The sequence below is a fragment of the Pseudonocardia broussonetiae genome (genome assembly GCF_013155125.1).
GTDB classification, from domain to species: domain Bacteria; phylum Actinomycetota; class Actinomycetes; order Mycobacteriales; family Pseudonocardiaceae; genus Pseudonocardia; species Pseudonocardia broussonetiae.
Window position 1 is genome coordinate 2332001 of the sequence record NZ_CP053564.1, and the last position, 25158, is coordinate 2357158.

Here is a 25158-nt window from a genome sequence, read left to right on the forward strand (position 1 = left end):
CCGTTCCCCGTACGTCCGAGGGGTCGCATTGACCGGCAGTACTCCGAGACGCAGCCGTCTCCCCGCGATCTGGGCCGCGGTCCGGGTCCCGGCGGCGGAGGTCGTCCTGCAGGGGGTCCTCGTCGCCCTCGCCACGGCGCCCGTCGTCCTGCTGCAGGGCCGGGAGATGCCGGAGCGGGCGATGAGCACGCTGACCTTCACCGGCGGTGTCGCCGCGACGATCCTGCTGGCGGTCGCGGCGTGGATCAGCGGCAACCGCCGGGCCCGGCGGGTCGCGGCCGCGGTCGGCGTCTACGCGGGCGTCATGCTGCTGCTGGGGGCCGTCGACCTCGACCTGGACGGCGGGGTGTGGGGGATCGCCGGCGGCGTCGCGCTGCTGGGCGTCGCCGGTCTGCTGGTGCTCGCCGCCCGGCCCGCGTCGCGGCCGGTGCACGGCCACGCGGTGGGGCTGGTCGTCCTCGTCGCCCTGGCCACGGTGTCGGTCGCGGTCACCGCGCTGCTCGCCCCGTCGCACGTGCCGCCGCCGGACATGGTGCGGGCGGTGTCGCTGGGGGCGTGGGTCGCCTGCGGCGTCGCGGGGCTCCTGATCGTCGGCGACGGCACCGCCCACCGCCGCCCGCTGCTGCGCCGCACCGGCCTCGCCTTCGCCGCGCTCGGCGCCGCGCACGCCGCCGGGATCATCGCCGCCCGCCCGCTGCTCGGCGGGGTCGTGGAGCTCGGTGCGGTCGCGATGCTGCTCGTCGCCGCGGGCACGTTCCTGCTCGCGTCGATCCGCGACATCGGCCGGGAGCAGGAGCGCTCGCGCAGCCGGCTCGCCGAGGTCGAGGCGGCCATGGCGTCGGTCGCCGAGCGCGACCACGAGCTGCGCAACGTCGTCGCCGGCCTGACCGGGGCGGCCACCGTCCTGGGCGACGACCGCATGAGCCGCTCCGACGACGGCCGCCGCCTGCTGGTCGCCGCGGGCGCCGAGCTGGCCCGCCTGCAGCAGATGCTCGACGGGCCGCGCCCCGACGACGCGCCCGCCGAGGCGCGCGTCGGCTCGATCCTCGGTGACCTCGCCGTCGTGCACCGCGCCACCGGGCTCGACGTGCACGTCGACGTCACCGGCGACCCGGAGGCCGCGATCGCGCCCGGGATCCTCGCCCAGGTCGTCACGAACCTGCTGGTCAACTGCCGCCGCCACGCCCCGGGCGCCCGCGTGTGGCTGCGGGCGCGGGTGCACGAGCGGCACGTCCGGATCGACGTCTCCGACGACGGGCCCGGGCTGTGCGCGCCGCCCGAGGTCGTGCTGCGCCGCGGCGTCCGCGGCCCCGGCTCCGGCGGCGACGGCCTCGGCCTGGCGATCACCGCCGAGCTCGTCGAGCGCCACCGCGGCACGTTCAGGCTGCTGTCCGGGCCGGGGTGCACGGTCCACATCGAGCTGCCCGTCGCCGGCTGCCGCGCCCCGGTGCCGTCGGGCGTGGCGTGACCGGTGCGCCGGTCGTCATCGTCGACGACCACGCGCTGGTCGCCGGGGCGCTCGTGATGGCGCTGCGCTCCGGCGGGATCGAGGCCACGGCCGTCCTCCCCGCCGAGTTCCTGCCCCGCGTCGACGACCCCGCGCCGCCCGGCGCGCTCGTCCTGCTCGACCTCGACCTCGGCGACGGCCTCGACGGCGTCGAGCTCGTCCCCCGGCTGCGCCGCGCCGGCTGGCGGGTCCTGCTCGTCACCGGCTCCACCGACGAGGACCGCATCGCCGCGGGCATCGCGGCCGGCGCGCTGGGCCGGGTCCGCAAGTCGGCGCCGTTCCCCGAGCTCGTCGCCGCGGCGACCCGGGCCGCCGAGGGCCGCCCCCTGATCGGCGACGACGAGCGCCGCCGGATCGAGGCGTCGGCGTCGGCCCGGGCCCAGGAGCGGCGCCTGGCCCGCGACCGCTGGGAGCGCCTGACCCCGCGCGAGCTCCAGATCGTCGACCGCATCGCCGCGGGCCGCCGTCCGGCCGCGATCGCCGAGGAGTTCGTCGTCTCGGTGGCCACGGTCCGCACGCAGATCCGGTCGATCCTGTCGAAGCTGGAGGTCGGCTCCCAGCTCGAGGTCGCCGCACTCGCGCGGCAGCGCCGGGGCTAGGAGCGCGCTGAAAAGCTCGGGCCTACTGCGCGACGCCCAGGCGGCGCCCTCGCGGCGTTGCGCGGATACGTCGTTACAACAGCGGTATCGCCGCATCCGCCCGCCTTGCGAGGACACCACCTGGACGCCGCTCGCTACGGCCGGAGCTTTTCAGCACCCTCCTAGTCGCCCTCGAGCGCGTCGCGCACGGCCACCAGCTTGGCCGCGGCCTCGCGCACCTCGGTGTCGGGGTCGGAGTCGGCGACGATCCCGCACCCGGCGAACAGCCGGGCCACCGGGCCGTCGAGCTGGGCGCAGCGCAGCGCGATGCCGAGCTCGCCGTCGCCGCGGGAGTCGATCCAGCCGACGGGCCCGGCGTAGCGGCCGCGGTCCATCGCCTCCAGCTCGGTGATGAGGTCGACGGCCACCTTCCGCGGGGTGCCGCCGACGGCCGCCGTGGGGTGCACGGCCTCGGCCAGGAGCAGCAGCGACGCGGGGGCGACCGGGTCGAGGCGGCCGCGGACGTCGCTCGCGAGGTGGGAGACGTTGTGCAGCGTCAGCACGTCGGGGACGTCGGGCGCGTCGAGCGAGGCGCACAGGGGCGCGAGCGCCGAGGTGAGGGAGTCGACGGCCAGCGCGTGCTCGTGGCGGTCCTTCGCCGAGCCCATCAGTCGCTCGCCCAGCGAGCCCTCGCCGGGGGAGGCGGCCCACATCGTGCCGGCCAGCACCCGCGACTCGACGACGTCACCGGTGCGCCGCACCAGCAGCTCCGGCGTGGCGCCGACCAGCCCTTCGACGGCGAACGACCAGCACGTCGGGTAGCGCTCGGCCAGACCGCCGAGCAGGTGGCGGGGGTCGAGCGGGGCCTCGGCGACCGCGATCAGGTCGTGGGCCAGCGCGGCCTTGTCGAGCTCGCCCGCCCGCATCCGGCGCACGGCCTCGGCGACGGCGGCGCGGTAGCGGTCGACCGGCAGCAGCCCGTCGGAGTAGCGCAGGGTGCCGCTGGGGCGCACCGGGTCGACCGCGTGCACGACCGACGGCCCGTCGCCGTGGGAGAACTCCGTGATCCACGCGTGCCCGTCGCGGCGCCCGACCACGACCCGCGGGACGACGACGACCGAGCCGGGGGAGTCGTCGCTGAAAGTGAAGCTCGCGAACGCGACGGGGCCCGTGCCGGGGGCGCCGACCTCGTCGAGGACGCGGGTCCCGGCGACGAAGGAGCGCCACCACTCGTCGGCGTCGGCGAAGCGGTCGGGACCCGAACCGGTCCACCGGGCCACCTCGCCCCACCCGACGAGACCGTCGCCGCCGCGCACCCAGGACTTCGGCGTGCGGGCGTCCGGCAGCAGCTCCAGCAGCCCGCCGAGGTCGTCCACAGGCCTGGTTCGCACGCGCACACCGGTCGGTAGCGGAGCGATCGTCACGTTTCGAGCGTAAGAGGCGCGCGTCCCCGACGCTCGTCCGCCCCGGGGAGGCGCTGACCACAGTGGCGCCCCCGAGCCCGTCTAGACTCCGTCGCCGTGGGGGAGCCGAGGGCGCTGGACGAGGTCGCGGCCACCCTCGCGCCCGCCGCCCGGTTCGTCCGCAGGCGGCTCCCGGAGCTGGTCCTGGGCCTCGCGGTGCTGGTCACGGTGCTCGCCGGGCTCGCCCTGATCGGCTCGGCCGTCGACGACCGGGCCATCGACGCCAACCCGGCCAGCGCGCAGGCCGAGGTGCTCGAGGGCTCCACCTTCTTCCGCACGCTCGTGCGGTTCACCGTCGCGAACGGGCAGGCCGTCGTGCCCGAGCACGGCGTCTTCCACCCCCGCGGGCTGTCGGCGGGGGACGTCGTCGCCGTCGAGTACGACGTCACCGACCCCGAGCTGGTCCGCGTGGCCGGCCGCAGCACCGCCGACGGCATCGGCCCGATGGTGCTCGGCGTCGTCGGCACCTGGGCGGTGCTCGGCCCGCTCGCCCTCTGGCTGCGGCGCCGCCGCCGCGCCGCCTGACCCGGGCACGGCCCGCGTCGCCAGCGCCACCCCCAGCACCGCGACGACCATGCCGGCGATCGCGAACGGCCCCAGCACCTCCCCGAACATCACCAGCGCGAGCAGCGCCGTGACGCCGGGGACGAGGTAGAAGTAGCTCGTGACCTGCGTGGCCGCCCCGCGCCGCAGCATGAGGAACAGCAGCGAGATCCCGCCGCCGGTGAGCACCACCACCGACCAGACCAGCGCGCCGATCAGCTCGGGTGTCCAGTCCAGGCGGAACGACTCGAACGCGAGCGCGAACGGCAGCGTCACCACGATCGACGCCGCGAACTGCACGACCTGCCCGGTGCGCAGGTCGAAGTCGGGGCAGAAGCGCTTCTGGTAGAGCGTGCCGGAGGTGATCGCCAGCAGGGCGAGGGTGGTGAGCCCGAGCGTCGTCGCGGTGATGCCGGTGGTGGTGAGCTTGCTCGACACGACCAGCACGACCCCGAGGAACCCGAGCACCAGCCCGACCAGCTGCAGGCGGCCCAGGCGGGCGCCGGTCAGCCCGGCGACGGCCGCGGTGAGCACCGGCTGCAGGTTGACGACCAACGCCGCCACCCCGGCGGGCATGCCGGCCGCGACCGCGGCCCAGACGCCGCCGAGGTAGCCGGCCTGGATCCCGACCCCCGCGACGGCGAGGTGCCAGACGGCCCACCCGCGCGGCCAGTGCGCCCGGGCGACCAGCGCCAGGACCAGCATCAGGGCGACGACGCCGGCGTAGCGCACGACCAGGAAGCTCAGCGGCTCCGCGTGCGGTGCGGCGTACTTGGCGACGACGAACCCGGTGGCCCAGATGAGCACGAACACCACGGGAGCGGCGCGGACGAGGAGGGCCGCGACGTCGCGGGTGCCCGAGGTGGTGGTGGCGATGGCCCGACCCTAGGCGGCGGTCAGGCGGCGTGCCACCAGGACAGCACGGCGTCGAGCGCGCCGGGCACGGCGACGACGAGGTCCTCGGTCGGCAGCGGGTCGGGGTTGCCCCGGGCGTCGACGACGACGGCGCCGGCCTCGGCCGCGAGGCACAGCGCACCGGCGACGTCCCACTCCTGGTAGCGGTCGAGCACGGCGGCGACGGCGTGCCCCAGCGCGACCTGCGTGATCGCCAGTGCGGCCGAGCCGAGCACGCGCACCCCGGTGTGGGCCTCGGTGGCGCGGGCGGTGAAGCCGGGGGCGCGCTCCAGCGAGAGCTCCGCGCAGACCAGCCCGCCGACGACCGGGCGCGGCGTGATCCGCACCGGCACGCCGTTGGCCCGCACACCCCGGCCACGGGCGGCGGCGTAGATCTGGGCCCGGCTCGGGTCGGCGATCACCCCGACCACCGGGCCGTGGGCGTCGACCAGGGCCAGGCTGTAGGCGCACCACGGGAACCCGGCGACGTAGTTGGCCGTGCCGTCCACCGGGTCGACGACCCAGCGCAGCGGGGCCGCGTGCACGCCGTCGTCGGCGCCGTACTCCTCGCCCAGCACCGGAACCTGCGGGAACTCCGCGGCCAGCACGCGGCGGGTGTGCCGCTCCAGCGTGCGGTCGGTGTCGGTGACCCAGTCGAACGGGTGGGCCTTCACGGTGTCGGTGAGGCGGTCGCGCCCGGCGGTCGCGGTGATCACCTCGGCCGCGTCGTTGGCGAGGCGGCCCGCCACCTCCAGCGCGCGCGAGAGCAGCCCCGGCTCCGCGGGAGGGGGCAGGCGCGTCTCGGGCCGGAGGCTCATGGGGCCCGAGGGTCGCCGCGCCCGGTGTCGGGGGCGGAACGGGCGGGTGACGTGTCGCCCATCACCGGGCCAACTGTGCAGCGGAACCGCCCCGGCACGGTGTGTTGTCCGTGAGTTCGGCGGGAGGACAGCCCGGCGACGACGGCGCGGCCCGCGCGTGCGGGAGGTTCCCCCGGTGCGTGTCGCCATCGTGTCCGAGTGCTTCCTGCCCGTCGTCAACGGCGTCACCAACTCGGTGCTGCGGGTGGTCGAGCACCTCACCGCGGCCGGGCACGACGTGCTCGTGATCGCCCCCGGTGAGGGCCCGGCCGAGTACCGCGGCGTCCCGGTCGTCCGGGTGCCGTCGCTGGACCTGCCCGTCGTCACCTCGATGCCGGTGGGGGTGCCCAGCCGCCGCGTCCTGACCGCGCTGCGGGAGTTCCGGCCCGACGTCGTGCACCTCGCGGCGCCCTTCGTCGTCGGGTACCGGGGGCTGCACGCCGCCCGGCGGCTCGGCATCCCGACCGTCGCGGTCTACCAGACCGACGTCGCCGGCTTCGCCTCCTCCTACGGCCTCGGGCTCACCGCGCGGGCCGCGTGGCGCTGGACGTGCCGGCTGCACGGCCTCGCCGACCGCACGCTCGCACCGTCGAGCTGGGCCACCGAGGCGCTGCGCGCGCGGGGCGTGCCGCGCGTGCACCAGTGGGCCCGCGGCGTCGACACGCGGCGGTTCACCCCGTCCCGGCGCGACGCCGCCCTGCGCGCGGAGCTCGCTCCCCGCGGCGAGCTGCTGATCGGCTACGTCGGACGCCTGGCGCCGGAGAAGCAGGTGGAGCGCCTGGCCGCTCTCGACGGCCTGCCCGGCACGCGGCTCGTCGTGGTCGGCGCGGGACCCGGTGAGGAGCGGCTGCGCGCCGCCCTGCCCGGCGCGGCCTTCCTCGGCTTCCGCGACGGCGACGACCTGGCCCGCACCTACGCCTCGCTCGACGTGTTCGTGCACACCGGCCCGTCGGAGACGTTCTGCCAGGCCGTGCAGGAGGCACTGGCGTCCGGGCTGCCGGTCGTGGCGCCCGACGCCGGCGGGCCCCGCGACCTCGTCCTGCCCGGCCGCACCGGCTACCTCGTCCCGCCCCGGCCCGACGGCGCCGACGCGGCCGACCCCGCCTCGGTGGCCGCCGACGAGCGGCTGCGCGCCGCCGTCGAGGTCCTGGTCTCCGACGACGCCCTGCGCCGGCGGTTCGGCGCGGCGGCCCGCCGCTCGGTGCTGCGCAAGACCTGGTCCAACGTCGGCGACGAGCTGCTCGCGCACTACGCGGACGTGCTCGGCGTGCCCGCGGCGCTGCGGGCGGCGGCCTGATCGCGGAGGTGCCGCGGGAGCCCGACGGCCCCGCCCGCTAGCGTCGGCCGCCGACGGCGGGAGGGCGGCATGTGGCGACGCGGGGTGTCCGCGCTGCTCGTCGTGCTCGCCGTCGGCACGCAGAGCTGGATCTTCGCCGAGCGCGGCAGCTTCAACCTCGCCCGCATCCTGAACGAGGACCCGGAGTACCACTCCGACTTCGCGACGTTCCGCGCCTCGGTGCTCGCCCTGCTCGACGGCGCCGACATCTACGCCACGGGCGCCGCGCTGCCCAACCTCAACCCGCCGCTGATGACGGTGGTGATGACGCCGGTGGCGCTGTTCGAGGCGCAGCCGGGCTACCGGCTGTTCGGCCTCGTCACGGTGGCGCTGGTGCTCGCGTGCCTGCTCGCCGTCGCGCGCGAGCTGGAGCTGCGGCCGGTCGACACCGGGCTCGCCGTGGCCGCGGTCCTGCTCGGGGCGCCGCTGCTGGCGACGGTCGGGCTCGGGCAGATCTACGCGTTCCTCGCCGTGGCGCTCACCGGGGCGTGGCTGGCCGCGCGGCGCGGGCTCGCGGGGTGGGAGGGGGCCGGGATCGGCCTCGCCGTGGCGCTCAAGCCCTCGCTCGCCCCGCTCCTGCTGCTCCCGGTGCTGCGCCGGGCCCCCCGCACGGCCGCCGCGGCGTTCGGCACGGCGGCGGCGGGCACGCTGGTCGGGGTCGTCGTCTGCGGCCCGGCCGCGAGCGTCACGTGGCTGCGGCTCGTGCTCGACCACCCGGTCCAGACGTTCTTCGACAACGCCTCCCTGCCCGCCACCCTCGTGCGGCTCACCAGCGACACCGGCTGGGGCCGCCCGCTGGTCGAGGTGCCGGGCGGGCTGCTGGTGGGCACGGTGCTGGCGGTCGCGGTCGTCGCCGGCACGCTGTGGCTCGTGCGCGGCTCCGGCCCGGACGCGCTGTGGGCCGTGACCGCGGCGGCGCTCGTGGCGTCGCCGGTCACCTGGAACACCTACCTCGTCGTCCTCGCCCCGGGCGTGCTCGTCGTGCTGGCCCGCTCGCGCGCGGCCGCCGCACCGCTGCTGGCGCTGGCGCTGCTGGGCCAGGAGTGGCCCGTGCTCTGGTACGGCGACGACGGCACGGCGTCGGCGCTGCCGCTCTCGCTCTACTGCGCGGTGCTGCTCGGGCACTGGGCGGTGCTGCTGCGCCACGCGCTGGCGCGACCCGCACCACCGGCCGACGTGCGGCCCGGGCCACCGCGGGTAGCGTCGGCACCGTGACCCGCGCCGACCTCGACAAGGACCCCCGCGACGTCGCCACCATGTTCGACGGCGTGGCGCAGCGCTACGACCTCACGAACACGGTGCTCAGCGCGGGCCAGGACCGCCGCTGGCGGCGCCTCACCCGGCAGGCGCTGGGCCTGCGCCCCGGCGAGAAGGTCCTCGACCTCGCCGCCGGCACCGCCGTCTCGACGGTCGAGCTCGAGCGCTCCGGCGCGTGGTGCGTCGCCGCCGACTTCTCCCTCGGCATGCTCCGGGCCGGCGCCGGCCGCGCGGTGCCCAAGGTCGCCGCCGACGCGCTGCACCTCCCGTTCGCCGACGCCTCCTTCGACGCCGTGACGATCTCGTTCGGGCTGCGCAACGTCGCCGACACCGACCTCGCCCTGCGCGAGCTCGCCCGCGTCACCCGCCCCGGCGGCCGGCTCGTCGTCTGCGAGTTCAGCAGGCCGACCTGGGCGCCGTTCCGCGCCGCGTACTACGCGGGCCTGGAGACGGTGCTGCCCGCGGTCGCGTCACGGGTGTCGAGCAACGCCGCGGCCTACCGGTACCTCGGCGAGTCGATCCGCGACTGGTCCCCGCAGCCCGAGCTCGCCGCCCGCATCGCGCGGGCCGGCTGGGGCGAGGTGGGCTGGCGCGACCTGACGTTCGGCGCCGTCGCCCTGCACCGCGCCCGCCGCACCTACTGACGCCGGCGCCCGGGACGAACCGGGCGCGCGCTCCCGCGGGGAGATGTCTAGACTCACCCCGACTTCGTGAAATCCTTCACAAGGAGTCGCAGGACCGCATGCGGACCACCACACGCAGCGGCCGTCGGATTCGGCGACCACGGCGGTGACCAGGCCTGCGTGCGTGCGGGTAAGGCTCACCTGACTGACGTCGGGCGTGCCTCGGCGACCTAGGGTCGCGCCCGGAACACGGATCCGTCGACGGCGAGGACTGCGCAGGATGCTCGATCCTTATCTCCCGCTGGTGCTGATGTTCGCCCTGGCCGGTGCGTTCGCGCTGTTCTCGGTGGTGTCGGCGCCCTACATCGGCCCACGGCGGTACAACCGCGCCAAGCTCGACGCCTACGAGTGCGGCATCGAGCCGTCGCCGCAGCCGGTCGTCGGCGGTGGCCGCATGCCGGTCGCGTACTACCTCACCGCGATGTTGTTCATCCTGTTCGACATCGAGATGGTCTTCCTCTACCCGTTCGCCGTGAGCGCAGACCTGCTCGGGCTGTTCGGTCTGGTGGAGATCGTGCTGTTCATCGTCACCGTCGGGTTCGCCTACGTCTACGTGTGGCGCCGCGGCGGCCTGGATTGGAACTGACATGGGTCTCGAAGAGAACCTCCCCAGCGGCGTCCTGCTGACCAGCGTCGAGAAGCTGGTCAACTGGACCCGGAAGTCCTCGCTGTGGCCCGCCACCTTCGGGCTGGCGTGCTGCGCGATCGAGATGATGACGACGGGCGCCCCGCGCTACGACCTCGCGCGCTTCGGCATGGAGGTCTTCCGCGCCTCGCCGCGCCAGGCCGACCTGATGATCGTCGCGGGCCGCGTCAGCAACAAGATGGCCCCGGTCCTGCGCCAGATCTACGACCAGATGCCCGAGCCCCGCTGGGTGCTCGCGATGGGCGTCTGCGCGAGCTCCGGCGGCATGTTCAACAACTACGCGATCGTGCAGGGCGTCGACCACGTCGTCCCCGTGGACATGTACCTCCCCGGCTGCCCGCCGCGCCCGGAGATGCTCATGGACGCGATCCTCAAGATCCACGCCAAGATCATGGACGAGCCGCTGGGCGCCAAGCGCGCCGCGGAGCTCGCCGAGAGCGGCCACAAGACGGAGCTGATCCCGTCGTCCGTGGCCTACGCGAAGAAGAAGTGACGGATGGCTGACGACACGAGCGGCACCTCGAAGGAGGCTGCCGAGCCCACCGGCGGCCCGCAGTCCTCCGCCGAGACCGGCGGCCCCGACCGCGACGCCCAGCGCGCCGCGGGCGGCACGGCCCCGACGGCGGGGCAGGAGGAGCAGGCCCCCGCCGACGTCGAGGGCGCCGAGGTCTCCGGCACCGGCGCCACCCCCGAGGGCGGCACCCGCACCGCGGCCCCGGCCTCGCGCGAGCGGCAGGGGATGTTCGGCGTCAGCGGGTCGGGCGACACGTCCGGCTTCGGCGGCCTGCGCCTGCCCGGCTACGCCCCGGCCCCGGCCGAGCGGCCCTTCGGCGGCTGGTTCGACGAGTTCGCCGACGACCTCGCGGAGGCGCTCGCCGAGCGCGACGTCCCCCGCGACTCCGTCCAGCAGATCACGATCGACCGCGGCGAGATCACCTTCTACGTCCGGCCCGAGCGGGTCCTCGACATCTGCCGCACCCTGCGCGACGACGAGGGCCTGCGCTTCGAGCTGTGCAGCTCGGTCTCGGGCGTCGACTACGGCGAGGGCGTCGCGCAGCGGCTGCACGTCGTCTACCACCTCACGTCGATGACCTACCGGCGCCGGATCCGCCTGGAGGTCGCGCTCGACGTCGAGGACCCGAGGGTCACCAGCGTCGTCGAGGTCTACCCGACGGCCGACTGGCACGAGCGCGAGTGCTGGGACATGTTCGGCGTGGTCTTCGAGGGCCACCCCGCGCTGACCCGCATCCTCATGCCGGACGACTGGGAGGGCCACCCCCAGCGCAAGGACTACCCGCTCGGCGGGATCCCGGTGGAGTACAAGGGCGCGGAGATCCCTCCGCCCGATGAGCGGAGGTCCTACTCGTGACCACTCCCACTCCCGCGGAAGAGCGGATCACCACCGAGGGGTCCGTCTACACCGTCACCGGTGGCGACTGGGACACCCTCCTCGACGAGGACCACGACGACCGCATCGTCATCAACATGGGTCCCCAGCACCCGTCGACGCACGGCGTGCTGCGGCTGGTGCTGGAGCTGGAGGGCGAGACCGTCCAGCAGGCCCGCTCGGTGATCGGGTACCTGCACACCGGCATCGAGAAGAACTGCGAGTACCGCACCTGGACCCAGGGCGTCACGTTCGTGACGCGCATGGACTACCTGGCGCCCATCTTCAACGAGGTCGGCTACTGCCTGGGCGTCGAGAAGCTGCTGGGCATCGAGGCGCCCCGCCGCGCCCAGCAGGCCCGCGTGCTGCTCATGGAGCTCAACCGGATCGGCTCGCACCTGGTGTGCCTGGCCACCGGCGGCATGGAGCTCGGCGCGCTCACCGGCATGACGGCCGGGTTCCGCGAGCGCGAGGAGGTCCTGCACCTGCTGGAGTTCCTCACCGGTCTGCGCATGAACCACGCCTACGTCCGCCCCGGCGGCCTCGCGCAGGACTTCCCGGAAGGCTGGGAGGAGAAGGTCACCGAGTTCGTCGCGCTCATGCGCACGCGGCTCCCCGACTACGACAAGCTCCTCACCGGCCAGCCGATCTGGCGCCAGCGCCTGGAGAACGTCGGCTACCTGCCGCTCGACGGCTGCCTCGCGCTCGGCGCCACCGGCCCGATCCTGCGGTCGGCCGGCCTGCCGTGGGACCTGCGCAAGGTCGAGCCGTACTGCGGCTACGAGGAGTACGACTTCGAGGTCCCGGTGCTCACCGAGGCCGACTGCTACGCGCGCTACCGGCTGCGCGTCGCCGAGATGCACGAGTCGCTCAAGATCATCGAGCAGGCCGTGGCGAAGATGGAGCCCGGCCCGGTCATGGTCGAGGACCGCAAGGTCGCCTGGCCCGCGCAGCTCTCGGTCGGCTCCGACGGCATGGGCAACACCCTCGAGCACGTCCGCAAGATCATGGGCCAGTCGATGGAGTCGCTGATCCACCACTTCAAGCTCGTCACCGAGGGCTTCCACGTCCCGGCCGGGCAGGTCTACACGGCCGTCGAGTCGCCGCGCGGGGAGCTGGGCTTCCACCTCGTCTCCGACGGCGGCACCCGCCCGGTCCGCGTGCACGTGCGCGAGCCCAGCTTCGTGAACCTGCAGACGATGCCGGCGATGAGCGAGGGCGGCATGGTCGCCGACGTCATCGCGGCCGTCGCGTCGATCGACCCCGTCATGGGAGGCGTGGACCGATGACCACCCCCAACCCGGAGGCCAACGGCCCGATCGCGGCGCCCGACGAGGTCGTCTGGGACGCCCCGGCGCCGCAGTCGCCGGTCAGCCCGCGGTTCGACGAGCTCACGCGGCAGCGCACGAAGGAGATCATCGCGCAGTACCCGCAGTCGCGGTCGGCGCTGCTCCCGCTGCTGCACCTGGTGCAGTCGGTCGAGGGCCACGTCAGCCAGGACGGCATCCGCTACTGCGCCGACGCGCTGGAGCTCAGCACCGCCGAGGTCTCCGCGGTCGCGACGTTCTACACGATGTACAAGCGCACGCCGTGCGGCGAGCACCTGGTCAGCGTCTGCACCAACACGCTGTGCGCGGTGCTCGGCGGCGACGACATCTACGACCGCCTGAAGGCCAAGCTCGGGGTCGGCCACGAGGAGACCGCGGGGGAGCCCGGCACCACCGGCTCCATCACCCTCGAGCACGCCGAGTGCCTCGCGGCCTGCGACCTCGCGCCGGTGCTGCAGGTCAACTACGAGTTCTTCGACAACCAGACCGTCTCCTCCGCCGAGGAGCTGGTCGACGCGCTGCAGCGCGGGGAGAAGCCGCAGCCCACCCGCGGCGCCCCGATCACCGACTTCCGCTCCGTCGAGCTGGAGCTGGCCGGGGTCTTCACCGACCTGGAGCAGACCGTCGAGGGCGCCTCGAGCGCCGTCGAGACCATGCGCGGGGCCCGGCTGGCCACCGACCGGGGCTGGAGCGCCCCGTCGATGCCCGACTCCCCGCCCGCCTTCCCGAGCCTGCCGGAGAAGAAGTCATGACCGACATGCTGACGCCGGTGCTGACGCGCCGCTGGCAGTCGCCGCGCTCGTGGTCGCTCGAGACCTACGAGCAGCTGGAGGGCTACCAGGCCCTGCGCACCGCGCTGACCGCCCAGCCCGACCAGCTGATCCAGCTCGTCAAGGACTCCGGCCTGCGCGGCCGCGGCGGCGCGGGCTTCCCCACCGGCATGAAGTGGAGCTTCATCCCGCAGGGCCCGACCGGGCCCGGCGCGAAGCCCAAGTACCTCGTGATCAACGCCGACGAGGGCGAGCCGGGCACCTGCAAGGACATCCCGACGATGATGGCGGACCCCCACTCGCTGATCGAGGGGTGCATCATCACGAGCTTCGCGATCCGCGCGAACTTCTGCGCGATCTACATCCGCGGCGAGGCGCTGCACCCGATCCGCCGCGTGCGCAACGCCGTCAACGAGGCCTACGCCAAGGGGTACCTCGGCAAGGACATCCTCGGGTCGGGCTTCGACCTCGACATCGTCGTGCACGCCGGCGCCGGCGCGTACATCTGCGGCGAGGAGACGGCGCTCCTCGACTCGCTGGAGGGCCGGCGCGGCCAGCCCCGCCTCAAGCCCCCGTTCCCCGCCACCTCCGGTCTCTACGCCTCGCCCACCGTGGTGAACAACGTCGAGACCATCGCCTCGGTTCCCGCCATCGTGCAGGGCGGGGCGGAGTGGTTCCGGTCGATGGGCACCGAGAAGAGCCCCGGCCCGAAGATCTACTCGGTGTCCGGGCACGTCGAGCGCCCCGGCCAGTACGAGGCCCCGCTGGGCATCACGCTGCGCCAGCTCCTGGAGCTCGCGGGCGGCATGAAGGACGGCGTCCCGCTGAAGTTCTGGACGCCCGGCGGCTCGTCCACCCCGCTGTTCACCGCGGAGCACCTCGACGTCCCGCTGGACTTCGAGGGCGCGGCGGCCGCGGGGTCGATGCTCGGCACCACCGCGGTGCAGGTCTTCAACGAGACCGTGTCCGTGCCGTGGGCGGTCATGAAGTGGACCGAGTTCTACAAGCACGAGTCCTGCGGCAAGTGCACCCCGTGCCGCGAGGGCACCTACTGGCTCGTGCAGATCCTGGAGCGGATGGTGGAGGGCCACGGCACCGCCGCCGACGTCGAGACGATGCTCGACATCTGCGACAACATCCTGGGCCGGTCCTTCTGCGCACTCGGTGACGGCGCGACGAGCCCGATCACCAGCGCGATCAAGTACTTCCGCCAGGAGTTCCTGGACCTGTGCGCGGCGCAGCCCGCCGCGCAGGCCGAGCCCGAGCCCGAGCCCGCTGGAGCCATGGCATGACGATCGCCCCGGAGAAGGACACCACCCCCGTCCCCGACGGGTACGTGCGGCTCACCATCGACGGCCACGTCGTCGACGCCCCCCAGGGCGAGCTGCTCATCCGCACCTGCGAGCGGCTCGGGATCATCGTCCCGCGCTTCTGCGACCACCCCCTGCTCGACCCGGCGGGCGCCTGCCGCCAGTGCCTGGTCGAGGTGGAGATGGGCGGGCGCCCGATGCCCAAGCCGCAGGCAAGCTGCACGATGACCGTGGCCGACGGCATGGTCGTCAAGACCCAGCACACCTCCCCGGTGGCCGAGAAGGCCCAGGCCGGGGTCATGGAGCTGCTGCTCATCAACCACCCGCTCGACTGCCCGATCTGCGACAAGGGCGGCGAGTGCCCCCTGCAGAACCAGGCGATGACGAGCGGGCGCACCGACTCGCGGTTCGTCGAGACGAAGCGGACGTTCCCCAAGCCGCTCCCGATCTCCACGCAGGTGCTGCTCGACCGCGAGCGCTGCGTGCTCTGCCAGCGCTGCACCCGGTTCTCCGAGGAGATCGCCGGCGACCCGTTCATCGACCTGCTCGAGCGCGGTGCGAACCAGCAGGTCGGCGTGGCCGAGGACAAGCCGTTCCAGAGCTACTTCTCGGGCAACACCATCCAGATCTGCCCGGTCGGCGCGCTCACCAGTGCGGCGTACCGCTTCCGGTCCCGCCCGTTCGACCTCGTCTCCACGATGGGCGTCGACGAGCACTCCTCCAGCGGTGCGGCCCTGCGCATCGACACCCGCCGCGGCACCGTCCTGCGGCGCCTGTCGGGCAACGACCCCGAGGTCAACGAGGAGTGGATCGACGACAAGACCCGCTTCGCGTTCCGCTACCTCTCCTCCGCCGGGCGCATCACGCGCCCGATGGTCCGCGGCGCCGACGGCGTCCTGGCCGAGACGTCGTGGACCGAGGCGCTCGCCGTCGCCGCCCGCGGCCTGGCCGAGGCGAAGGCCGGCGGCATCGGCGTGCTGGCCGGCGGCCGGCTCACCGTCGAGGACGCCTACGCCTACGGCAAGTTCGCCCGCGTCGCCGCCGGCACCAACGACGTCGACTTCCGCGCCCGGCCGCACTCGGCCGAGGAGCTGGAGTTCCTCGCCGCGCACGTCGTCGGCCAGGGCCCCGAGGTGCTCAGCTACACCCGCCTCGAGGCCGCGCCCGCCGTGCTCTGCGTGGCCCTGGAGCCGGAGGAGGAGGCGCCCGTCGTCTTCCTGCGCCTGCGCAAGGCCGCCCGCAAGCACGGGCAGCAGGTGTTCCACCTCGGGCAGTGGACGACCCCCGCCGTCGAGCGCACCTCGCGCGAGACCGGCGCGGCGTCGCCCGCGGCCAAGGACAACCTGATCCCGGCCGTGCCCGGGGCCGAGGCCGCGGTGCTGGGCGAGCTGCCCGACGCCGTCGTCGAGGCCCTGCGCGGCGGCGGCGTGATCCTCGTCGGTGAGCGCGCCGCCGAGGTCCCCGGCCTGTACTCCGCGGTGTCGGCCCTGGCCGCCCGCACCGGCGCCGTCGTCGGCTGGGTGCCGCGCCGCGCCGGCGAGCGCGGTGCGCTGGAGGCCGGCGCGGCCCCCACGCTGCTGCCGGGCGGCCGCCCGGTCGGCGACGCCGCCGCGCGCGCCGAGGTCGAGGCGGCCTGGGCCCTCCCGTCCGGCACGCTGCCCCCGGCCCCCGGCCGCGGCACCGCCGAGATCCTCGCCGCGGCCGCCGACGGCGAGCTCGCGGCGCTGGTCGTCGGCGGGCTCGACCCCTACGACCTGGCCGACCCCGCCGCGGCGATCACCGGGCTGCGCGAGGTCGGGTTCCTGGTGAGCCTGGAGATGCACACCTCCGCGGTCACCGAGCTCGCCGACGTCGTCCTCCCGGTGGCCCCCGACGCGCACCGCGCCGGCAGCTACGTCAACTGGGAGGGCCGGGTCCGCGGCTTCGGACCGGCGCTCGACGCGTCCGGCGTGCTCCCCGACTGCCGCGTGCTCGACACGCTGGCCGTCGAGATGGACGCCGACCTGTTCACCCAGACCCCGGCCGCGGCCGCGGGCGAGATGGCCCGCCTCGGTGCCCGCACCGGGGCCGCGCCCGCCGCGCCCGCGGCGGCCCCGGGGGAGCCCCGGCGGCCCACCGCCCCCGGGCAGGCCGTCCTGGCCACCTGGCGCGCGCTGATCGACGGCTCCAGCCTCGCGGTCGACGAGCCGGCACTCGCCGGCACGGCGCGCCCGGCGCTGGTCCGGGTCAACGCGGCCACCGCGGAGCGCCTCGGGCTCACCGAGGGCGCCCCGGCGACCGTCCGCACCACCCGCGGCATGATCACGCTGCCGGTGGCGCTGACCGACCTGCCCGACGGCGTCGTCTGGCTGCCGGGCAACTCCGGTGACTCCCGGGTGCGCGCGCTGCTCGGCGCCGGCCACGGCGACCTCGTGGAGGTGACCGCGTGATCACGACCTACCTGGCCCAGGAGCCGGAGCCGGTCGAGGGACTGACCCGCACGCAGCAGCTGCTGGCCGACGACCCGATCTGGCTGATCCTGCTCAAGGTCGTGGCGCTGTTCGCGATCGGCGTCCTGCTGACGCTGATCATGATCAACGCCGAGCGCAAGGTGGTGGGGCGGATGCAGCAGCGTCCCGGCCCCAACCGCACCGGACCGGGCGGATGGCTCCAGTCCTTGGCCGACGGGCTCAAGCTCGCGTTCAAGGAGGACATCATGCCGGTGATGGCCGACAAGCCGGTGTACTTCATCGCGCCGATCATCGCCACGATCCCGGCCTTCGTCGCGTTCTCGGTGATCCCCTTCGGCGGCGAGGTCTCGATATTCGGCGAGCCGACCGTGCTGCAGCTCGTCGACCTCCCGGTCGGCGTGCTGGTCGTGCTGGCCTGCTCCTCGATCGGCGTCTACGGCATCGTGCTCGGCGGCTGGTCCTCCGGCTCGCCCTACCCGCTGCTCGCGGCGCTGCGCTCGGCCGCCCAGGTCATCTCCTACGAGATCGCGCTCGGCCTCTCGATCGTCGCGGTCATCCTCTACGCCGGCTCGATGAGCACCGCCGACATCGTCGGGGCGCAGGCGAGCGGCTGGTTCGGCTGGCTGCTGATCCCGAGCTTCGTGGTGTTCGTCATCGCGATGGTGGGCGAGACCAACCGCGCCCCGTTCGACCTCCCCGAGGCCGAGTCGGAGCTGGTCGGCGGGTTCCACACCGAGTACTCGTCGCTGAAGTTCGCGCTGTTCTTCCTGGCCGAGTACGTCAACATGGTCACCGTCTCGGCGATGGCCACCACGCTGTTCCTGGGCGGCGGGATGTGGCCGTGGCCGCTCTCGTTCCTCAACGGCAACGGCTGGCTGCAGTTCGTCGCCTTCCTGCTGAAGACGACGATCTTCCTGTTCCTCTTCATCTGGCTGCGCGGCACGCTGCCCCGCCTGCGCTACGACCAGTTCATGCGCCTGGGCTGGAAGGTCCTGGTCCCCGGCAGCCTGCTCTGGATCCTGACGATCTTCGCGATCCGCACCTGGCGCAACAGCGAGGGCGGCGACCTCACCGCGCTGCTGTTCGTCATCGGCATCGTCCTGGCCGTCGTGCTGCTGGTCGCCTTCCTGGTGCCCGACCGCGCGCAGCCCGAGCCGGTCGTCGAACTGGCGTCGGACTACCCCGTGCCCCCGCTCGACCTCGCCGTGCCCACCCCGTCGCGCCACAAGCTGCGGGCGCGGACGGCGGCCCGCGAGCCCGCCCTCCCCACAGGGAAGGAGTCCGAGAATGTTTGAGTTCTTCAAGGGCTTCGGCGTCACCTTCTCGACGATGTTCAAGAAGGTCGTCACCGAGGAGTACCCCGAGGACTTCCCGCCCGCCGCGCCGCGCTACCACGGCCGCCACCAGCTCAACCGGCACCCGGACGGGCTGGAGAAGTGCGTGGGCTGCGAGCTGTGCGCCTGGGCCTGCCCGGCCGACGCGATCTACGTCGAGGGCGGGGACAACACCGAGGAGCAGCGCTTCTCCCCGGGTGAGCGCTACGGCGCGATCTACCAGATCAACTACCTGCGCTGCATCGGCTGCGGCCTGTGCGTCGAGGCCTGCCCCACCCGGTCGCTCACGATGACCAACTTCTACGAGATGGCCGACGACGACCGGCAGAACCTGATCTACACCAAGGAGCAGCTGCTCGCGCCGCTGCTGCCGGGCATGGAGCAGCCGCCGCACCCGATGCGCCTGGGCGACCACGAGCAGGACTACTACGTGCAGGGCCCGAGCCTGGCGAAGGCGAACCCGCTGACCGACCCGGTGGGGGAGCAGGTCCGATGACCGGGGTGCTGATGAACGCGGTGCTCGCGCAGGCCGCCGCCGACACCGTCACCACCGGCGAGGCCATCGTCTTCTGGATCCTCGGGCCGATCGCCCTGGCCGGCGCGCTGGGCATGGTCTTCGCCCGCAACGCGGTCCACTCGGCGCTGTTCCTGGTGCTCACGATGTTCTGCCTGGCCGTGTTCTACCTGGTCCAGCAGGCCCCGTTCCTCGGGTTCGTGCAGATCATCGTCTACACCGGCGCCGTGATGATGCTGTTCCTGTTCGTGCTCATGCTCGTCGGGCGCGACAGCTCCGACTCCGTGGTCGAGGTGCTCCGCGGCCAGCGCGTCGCGGGCCTCGTGCTCGGCGTCGGGCTGGCGCTGCTGCTCGTCGCGGGCATCGGCCCGTCTCTGGTCTCGGTGCAGTCCGCCGGGCTGGCCGCGGGCGGGGCGGGCTCGGGCAACAACATCGCCGGCCTCGGGCAGCTGATCTTCACCGAGTACCTGTTCGCCTTCGAGCTCACTTCGGCGCTGCTCATCACCGCGGCGCTCGGGGCGATGGTGCTGGCGTACGCGCAGTCCGCCTCGCACGACAAGCGCGGCCAGCGCGCCACCGTGCAGGCCCGCCTGCGCGGCGAGCACGACCGCATCTCCCCGCTGCCCGGCCCCGGCGTGTTCGCCACGGCCAACTCGGTGGCGGTCCCCGCACTGCTGCCCGACGGATCGATCGCCCCCGAGTCGATCTCCGCGATCATCGACGCCACCCCGGTGGCCCCGGTCGACGACGTGCTCCCCGACGCGCGCTCGCTGACCGGCCGCTCCTCGACGGACGGGACGACGACGTCGTGACCCCCACCTACTACCTGCTGCTCTCCGCGCTGCTGTTCAGCATCGGCGCGGTGGGCGTGCTGGTGCGCCGCAACGCGATCGTCGTCTTCATGTGCATCGAGCTGATGCTCAACGCCGTGAACCTGACGCTCGTGACGTTCTCGCGCATCAACGGCGACCTCGACGGCCAGGTCATGGCGTTCTTCGTCATGGTCGTCGCCGCCGCCGAGGTCGTGGTCGGCCTCGCGATCATCACCTCGATCTTCCGCACCCGCCGGACGGCGTCGGTCGACGACGCCAACCTGCTGAAGTACTGACCTAGGAGCTCCCCGTGCTCAGCCCTGCTCACCACCCCGAGGTGACCCCGTGACGGAGTTGCCCGAGGTGGGCACCGCCACCGGCGCCGCGTCGCTGGCCTGGTTGCTGTTCGTGCTGCCCGCGGTCGGGGCGCTGCTGCTGTTCGTCGCCGGCCGCCGGTCGAACGCCTGGGGCCACTGGCTCGGCGTCGCCACCGTCCTCGCGTCGTTCGGGGTGGGGCTGGCGATCTTCCTGGAGACGGTCGCCCTGCCGGCCGAGGAGCGCACGCGCGAGCTGTCGCTGTTCGACTGGATCTCCGTCGCCGGGCTGAACATCGACTTCGGCCTGCGGCTCGACCCGCTGTCGCTGACGTTCGTCCTGCTGATCACCGGTGTCGGGTCGCTGATCCACATCTACTCGGTCGGCTACATGAGCCACGACCCCGGCCGCCGCCGGTTCTTCGCGCAGCTCAACCTGTTCGTCGCCGCGATGCTGCTGCTGGTCCTGGGCAACAACTTCGTGATGCTCTACCTCGGCTGGGAGGGCGTCGGCCTGGCGTCCTACCTGCTGATCGGCTTCTACCAGGACCGTCCGTCCGCGGCCACGGCCGCCAAGAAGGCGTTCCTCATGAACCGCGTCGGTGACGTCGGCCTGGCCGTCGCCATCTTCATCCTGTGGACCCAGCTCGGGACGCTCCAGTACACCGAGGTGTTCGCGACGATCGAGCAGGTCGACCCGGCCGCGGTCGTCGCCATCACGATCCTGCTGCTGCTGGGCGCCTGCGGCAAGTCGGGCCAGTTCCCGCTGCAGTCCTGGCTGCCGGACGCGATGGAGGGCCCGACCCCGGTCTCCGCGCTGATCCACGCGGCGACGATGGTCACCGCGGGCGTCTACCTCATCGCGCGCGCCTCGCCGATCTACAACCTGTCCGAGACCGGGCGCCTGGTCGTCACGCTCGTCGGTGTCGTGACGCTGCTGATCGGCGCGATCATCGGCTGCGCCTACGACGACATCAAGAAGGTGCTCGCCTACTCCACGGTCAGCCAGATCGGCTACATGATCCTGGCCGTCGGGCTCGGCCCGGCCGGGTACGCGCTGGGCATCTTCCACCTGCTCACCCACGGCTTCTTCAAGGCCGGCCTGTTCCTCGGGGCGGGCTCGGTGATGCACGCGATGCACGACGACGTCGACATGCGCCGCTACGGCGGGCTGGCCCGGTACATGCCGGTCACGTTCGTGACGTTCGGCCTGGGCTACCTCGCGCTGATCGGCTTCCCGTTCCTGTCGGGGTACTACTCCAAGGACGAGATCATCGCCGCGGCGTTCGACCAGCCGGGCTGGCAGGGCTACGTCTTCGGCGGCGCCGCGCTGCTGGCCGCCGGGCTCACCGCCTTCTACATGACCCGCCTGATGCTCATGACGTTCTTCGGCGAGAAGCGCTGGAAGGACCTCAAGTCGGCCGACGGGCAGGACTACCACCCGCACGAGTCGCCGCTGTCGATGACGGTGCCGATGATCGTGCTGGCGTTCGGCTCGGTCGGTGCCGGCTACCTGCTGCACCACGACGACGTGCTGACGGCGTGGCTCGCGCCCTCGCTCGGCGAGCTCGTCGAGCGCGAGGCCAACGCGGTGCCGCACAGCCTCACCCCGTTCCTCGTCGTCGGGATCTCGCTGGTCGGCGTGCTCGTCGCGGTCGCCACCAACCGGCGGACGCCGGTGGAGCGCCCCGAGCGCGTCTCGCTGCCCGTGCGGGCCGCGCGCCGCGACCTCTACGCGAACGCGATCAACGAGGCCGTCATCGCCCGCCCCGGCACCTGGCTCACCCGGGCGCTGGTGTTCGTCGACAACCGGGGCGTCGACGGGGTCGTCAACGGCACCGCCGCCCTGCTCGGCGGCAGCTCGGGTCGTCTGAGAAGGCTGCAGACCGGGTTCGTCCGGTCCTACGCCCTGTCCATGCTCGGCGGCACCGTCCTCGTCGTCGCGGCCCTGCTCGCGGTGAGGTTCGTCTGATGGACTCCGGAACGCTGCTGCTCGCCCTGCTGCTGCTCCCGCTCGTCGGGTCGGCCGTCGTCGCCGCGCTGGGGGCGAACCCGCGCCTGGCCAAGCTCGTCGCCATCGGGTTCTCCGTCGCCTCGCTGGCCCTGACCGTCGTGGTCTGGTTCGCCTACCTGGGCGCGCGGTCGGAGAGCCGGTTCGCCCTCGAGCTGTCGGTGCCGTGGATCCCCGCGTTCGGCACGTCGTTCGCGCTGGGCATCGACGGCATCGCGCTCGTCATGCTCGCGCTGATCGCCGTGCTCGTGCCGATCGTCATGCTGTTCTCGTGGGAGGAGAAGCTCCCCGAGGGCCGCTCCGCCGCGGGCCTGTACGCGCTGCTGCTGGCCACGCAGAGCCTGCTCGTCGGCGTCTTCGCGGCCACCGACGTCTTCCTGTTCTACGTGTTCTTCGAAGCCATGCTCGTGCCGATGTACTTCATGATCGGGCGCTTCGGCGGCCCGCGCCGCCAGTACGCGGCCGTGAAGTTCTTCCTGTACTCGCTGCTCGGTGGGCTGATCATGCTCGCGTCGGTGATCGGGCTGTTCGTCGTCTCCGGCGAGGAGCTCGGGCGGGGCACGTTCACCTGGGTCGAGCTGCAGCGGATGGCTGCAGGCGTCGACGAGGGCACGCAGATCCTGCTGTTCCTCGGGTTCTTCGTCGCCTTCGCGATCAAGGCCCCGCTGGTGCCGTTCCACACCTGGCTGCCCGACGCCGGTGCCGAGGCCCCGGTCGGGGCGGGCGTGCTGCTGGTCGGAGTGCTCGACAAGGTCGGCACGTTCGGCTTCCTGCGCTACTGCCTGCCGCTGTTCCCGCTGGCCAGCCAGCGCCTCGCGCCGCTGGTGCTCACGCTCGCCGTGATCGGCGTCCTGTACGGCGCGCTGCTCGCCGTCGGCCAGACCGACATGAAGCGGTTCGTCGCCTACACCTCGATCGCGCACTTCGGCTTCATCGCGCTGGGGATCTTCTCCTTCTCCAGCCAGGCCTTCGCCGGCGCCACGCTGTACATGGTCAACCACGGCATCTCCACCGGCATGCTGTTCATCGTCGTGGGCCTGCTGATCGTGCGCGGCGGCTCGCGCCTGATCGGCGACTACGGCGGCGTGCACGCCCTCGCGCCGCTGCTGGCCGGGTCGTTCCTCATCGCGGGCCTGTCGTCGCTGGCGCTGCCGGGCACCAACTCGTTCGTCAGCGAGTTCCTGGTGCTCGTCGGCTCCTACCCGCGCCAGCCCGTCTTCACGATCCTGGCCACGGTCGGCATCGTCTTCGCCGCGCTGTACGTGCTGTGGGTCTACCAGCAGGTCATGCAGGGCCCGGTGCGCGGCGCCGCGGTGCTGTCGGCGGTGTCCACGAGCGGGCCGGGCACCATGCTCGACCCGACCGTCGAGGCCTCCCGCGGCTCCTCGCGCGGCGCGGCCGGCTTCCCCGACCTCGGCCGGCGCGAGATCGCCGTGCTGACGCCGCTGATCGTGCTGATCCTGGTGCTCGGGTTCTTCCCCGGCCCGGTGCTCGACGTCATCACCCCGTCGGTGATCGACACGCTGAACGAGGTGGGTCTGCCCGACCCGGTGGGAGGAGCGACCCGATGACCACGACCCTGGCGCAGGCCATCCCAGTGCCCCCGATCGACTACGCGGCCATTGCGCCGCTGCTCGTCGTGCTGGCCACCGCGCTCGTCGGCGTGCTGGTCGAGGCGTTCCTGCCGCGCCACCAGCGCTGGCCCGCCCAGGTGGCGCTGTCGGTCGTCGGCATCGCCGCGGCCGGGCTCACGCTCGGCATCTACGCCGGCGGTGCCGGGCCGGAGGGCGTCGTCACGCTCTCGGCCGCGCTCGCCGTCGACCGGCCCACGCTGTTCCTGTGGGGCACGCTGCTCGCGCTCGGCCTGGGCAGCGTGCTGCTGATCGCCGACCGCTCGGTGGAGCCCGGCGGCGCGATCCTGCCGTCGGCGATCGCGCGGGCGTCGGTGGGCGGCCGGTCCACCGGCACCGGTGCCGGCCCGGAGGACCGCGACTACGGCTCGCCGGACCAGGCGCCGACGATGCAGACCGAGGTCTTCCCGTTCACGTTCTTCGCCCTCTCCGGGATGATGACCTTCGTCGCGGCCAACGACCTGCTGACGATGTTCATCGCGCTCGAGGTGCTCTCGCTGCCGCTGTACCTGATGTGCGGGCTCGCGCGGCGGCGCCGGCTGCTGTCGCAGGAGGCGGCGGTCAAGTACTTCCTGCTCGGTGCGTTCGCCTCGGCGTTCTTCCTCTACGGCCTCGCGCTCATCTACGGCTACGCGGGCTCGGTGCGCTTCTCCGACATCGCGGAGGCCTCCGTCGGCTCCGCGCGCTCCGACGCGCTGCTCTACGCCGGGCTCGCGCTGCTGGTCGTCGGCCTGATGTTCAAGGCGTCGGTCGGCCCGTTCCACACCTGGACGCCCGACGTCTACCAGGGCGCGCCCACGCCGGTCACGGCGTTCATGGCGGCCTGCACGAAGGTGGCGGCGTTCGGCGGGATCCTGCGCGTGCTGCACGTGGCCTTCGGCGACACCCGCTGGGAGTGGCGCGGCGTGCTGTGGGCCGTCGCCATCGCGTCGATGGTGATCGGCGCGGTGATCGGTCTCACCCAGACCGACATCAAGCGGATGGTGGCCTACTCCTCGGTCGCGCACGCGGGCTTCCTGCTCCTCGGTGCGATGGCGATCACGCCCGCCGGCATCTCGGGCACGCTGTTCTACCTGCTCGCCTACGGCTTCAACACCCTCGCGATCTTCGGCGTGATCAGCCTGGTCCGCGACGCCGACGGCGAGGCGTCGCACCTGTCGCAGTGGGCGGGGCTGTCCAAGCGGTCGCCCGTCGTCGCGTACACGATGGCGTTCCTGCTGCTCGGGCTCGCCGGCATACCGCTGACCAGCGGGTTCACCGCCAAGTTCGCGGTGTTCTCCGCCGCCCTGGGCGACGGCATGGGCCCGCTCGTGGTGATCGCCCTGATCGCGAGTGCGATCGCGGCGTTCTTCTACCTGCGCGTCATCGTGCTGATGTTCTTCAGCGAGCCCGCCCCCGACGGCCCGTCCGTCACGGTGCCGGGTGCGTTCACCACCGCCGCGATCACGCTCGGCGTGCTCATCACCCTGCTGCTGGGCGTCCTGCCCACGCTGGCCTTGGAGTGGGCGGCCGGCGGAGTGTTCGTAGGCTAGG

Annotated in this window: 22 protein-coding genes; 19 read left to right on the plus strand and 3 right to left on the minus strand. The window is 73.3% G+C overall.

Going from position 1 to position 25158, the window contains the following annotated elements; all coding sequences use genetic code 11:
* Nucleotides 1–28: 28 nt before the first annotated feature.
* A complete protein-coding gene (locus HOP40_RS11530; RefSeq protein ID WP_172157542.1) occupies nucleotides 29–1468 on the plus strand; it encodes a sensor histidine kinase in 1440 nt (479 codons plus the stop codon).
* Entirely contained in the window at nucleotides 1465–2106 is a 642-nt protein-coding gene (locus HOP40_RS11535; protein ID WP_172157544.1) for a response regulator transcription factor, read from the plus strand. The genes HOP40_RS11530 and HOP40_RS11535 overlap by 4 nt, the downstream gene beginning before the upstream one ends.
* A 161-nt stretch (nucleotides 2107–2267) precedes the next feature.
* Here HOP40_RS11535 and HOP40_RS11540 read toward each other — a convergent pair whose 3' ends face one another.
* From HOP40_RS11540 to HOP40_RS11550, 3 genes are all read right to left on the minus strand, one after another.
* Nucleotides 2268–3476 carry an isochorismate synthase gene (locus HOP40_RS11540; RefSeq protein ID WP_240157628.1) on the minus strand — a complete coding sequence of 403 codons (1209 nt, stop codon included), beginning with the start codon at nucleotides 3474–3476 and terminating at the stop codon, nucleotides 2268–2270.
* A gap of 114 nt (nucleotides 3477–3590) precedes the next feature.
* Nucleotides 3591–4898, minus strand: coding sequence for a DMT family transporter (locus HOP40_RS35440; RefSeq protein ID WP_205347162.1), 1308 nt, complete (start codon nucleotides 4896–4898; stop codon nucleotides 3591–3593).
* An 89-nt stretch (nucleotides 4899–4987) separates the two neighbouring features.
* Nucleotides 4988–5803 carry an inositol monophosphatase family protein gene (locus HOP40_RS11550; protein WP_172157546.1) on the minus strand — a complete coding sequence of 272 codons (816 nt, stop codon included), beginning with the start codon at nucleotides 5801–5803 and terminating at the stop codon, nucleotides 4988–4990.
* A gap of 175 nt (nucleotides 5804–5978) precedes the next feature.
* Between HOP40_RS11550 and HOP40_RS11555 the strand changes: the two genes are divergently transcribed.
* From HOP40_RS11555 to nuoN, 17 genes are all read left to right on the plus strand, one after another.
* A complete protein-coding gene (locus HOP40_RS11555) occupies nucleotides 5979–7139 on the plus strand; it encodes a glycosyltransferase family 4 protein (protein WP_205347163.1) in 1161 nt (386 codons plus the stop codon).
* A 69-nt stretch (nucleotides 7140–7208) separates the two neighbouring features.
* Complete coding sequence (locus tag HOP40_RS11560; RefSeq protein ID WP_172157550.1) at nucleotides 7209–8393, plus strand: glycosyltransferase family 87 protein; 1185 nt, start codon at nucleotides 7209–7211, stop codon at nucleotides 8391–8393.
* Nucleotides 8390–9079, plus strand: a complete 690-nt coding sequence (locus tag HOP40_RS11565; RefSeq protein ID WP_172157552.1) for a demethylmenaquinone methyltransferase — start codon at nucleotides 8390–8392, stop codon at nucleotides 9077–9079. Before HOP40_RS11560 ends, HOP40_RS11565 begins: the two co-directional genes overlap by 4 nt.
* Nucleotides 9080–9338: 259 nt before the next feature.
* Complete coding sequence (locus tag HOP40_RS11570) at nucleotides 9339–9704, plus strand: NADH-quinone oxidoreductase subunit A (RefSeq protein WP_172157554.1); 366 nt, start codon at nucleotides 9339–9341, stop codon at nucleotides 9702–9704.
* 1 nt (nucleotide 9705) lies between these two features.
* Nucleotides 9706–10257, plus strand: coding sequence for a NuoB/complex I 20 kDa subunit family protein (locus tag HOP40_RS11575; protein ID WP_172157556.1), 552 nt, complete (start codon nucleotides 9706–9708; stop codon nucleotides 10255–10257).
* Between the two features lie 3 nt (nucleotides 10258–10260).
* The gene (locus HOP40_RS11580; RefSeq protein WP_172157558.1) at nucleotides 10261–11133 is read left to right on the plus strand and encodes an NADH-quinone oxidoreductase subunit C; all 873 of its coding nucleotides are present in this window, start codon (nucleotides 10261–10263) and stop codon (nucleotides 11131–11133) included.
* Nucleotides 11130–12440 carry an NADH-quinone oxidoreductase subunit D gene (locus HOP40_RS11585; protein ID WP_172157560.1) on the plus strand — a complete coding sequence of 437 codons (1311 nt, stop codon included), beginning with the start codon at nucleotides 11130–11132 and terminating at the stop codon, nucleotides 12438–12440. Before HOP40_RS11580 ends, HOP40_RS11585 begins: the two co-directional genes overlap by 4 nt.
* On the plus strand, nucleotides 12437–13231 hold the full coding sequence (gene nuoE, locus HOP40_RS11590; RefSeq protein WP_172157562.1) for an NADH-quinone oxidoreductase subunit NuoE: 795 nt from the start codon (nucleotides 12437–12439) through the stop codon (nucleotides 13229–13231). The genes HOP40_RS11585 and nuoE overlap by 4 nt, the downstream gene beginning before the upstream one ends.
* Nucleotides 13228–14541 carry an NADH-quinone oxidoreductase subunit NuoF gene (nuoF, locus tag HOP40_RS11595; protein ID WP_172157564.1) on the plus strand — a complete coding sequence of 438 codons (1314 nt, stop codon included), beginning with the start codon at nucleotides 13228–13230 and terminating at the stop codon, nucleotides 14539–14541. The genes nuoE and nuoF overlap by 4 nt, the downstream gene beginning before the upstream one ends.
* Complete coding sequence (locus HOP40_RS11600) at nucleotides 14538–16988, plus strand: NADH-quinone oxidoreductase subunit G (RefSeq protein WP_172157566.1); 2451 nt, start codon at nucleotides 14538–14540, stop codon at nucleotides 16986–16988. The genes nuoF and HOP40_RS11600 overlap by 4 nt, the downstream gene beginning before the upstream one ends.
* Nucleotides 16989–17029: 41 nt before the next feature.
* Nucleotides 17030–18304, plus strand: coding sequence for an NADH-quinone oxidoreductase subunit NuoH (gene nuoH, locus HOP40_RS11605; protein WP_172168237.1), 1275 nt, complete (start codon nucleotides 17030–17032; stop codon nucleotides 18302–18304).
* A complete protein-coding gene (gene nuoI, locus HOP40_RS11610) occupies nucleotides 18297–18839 on the plus strand; it encodes an NADH-quinone oxidoreductase subunit NuoI (RefSeq protein ID WP_172157568.1) in 543 nt (180 codons plus the stop codon). The genes nuoH and nuoI overlap by 8 nt, the downstream gene beginning before the upstream one ends.
* On the plus strand, nucleotides 18836–19669 hold the full coding sequence (locus HOP40_RS11615; RefSeq protein ID WP_240157629.1) for an NADH-quinone oxidoreductase subunit J: 834 nt from the start codon (nucleotides 18836–18838) through the stop codon (nucleotides 19667–19669). Before nuoI ends, HOP40_RS11615 begins: the two co-directional genes overlap by 4 nt.
* A complete protein-coding gene (gene nuoK / locus HOP40_RS11620) occupies nucleotides 19666–19965 on the plus strand; it encodes an NADH-quinone oxidoreductase subunit NuoK (RefSeq protein WP_172157570.1) in 300 nt (99 codons plus the stop codon). Before HOP40_RS11615 ends, nuoK begins: the two co-directional genes overlap by 4 nt.
* Nucleotides 19966–20014: 49 nt before the next feature.
* Complete coding sequence (nuoL, locus tag HOP40_RS11625; protein WP_240157630.1) at nucleotides 20015–21955, plus strand: NADH-quinone oxidoreductase subunit L; 1941 nt, start codon at nucleotides 20015–20017, stop codon at nucleotides 21953–21955.
* Nucleotides 21955–23565 (plus strand): NADH-quinone oxidoreductase subunit M, encoded by a 1611-nt coding sequence (locus tag HOP40_RS11630; RefSeq protein WP_172157572.1) that lies wholly within the window; start codon nucleotides 21955–21957, stop codon nucleotides 23563–23565. Before nuoL ends, HOP40_RS11630 begins: the two co-directional genes overlap by 1 nt.
* A complete protein-coding gene (gene nuoN, locus HOP40_RS11635) occupies nucleotides 23562–25157 on the plus strand; it encodes an NADH-quinone oxidoreductase subunit NuoN (protein WP_172157574.1) in 1596 nt (531 codons plus the stop codon). The genes HOP40_RS11630 and nuoN overlap by 4 nt, the downstream gene beginning before the upstream one ends.
* The last annotated feature ends 1 nt before the right edge of the window (nucleotide 25158 follow it).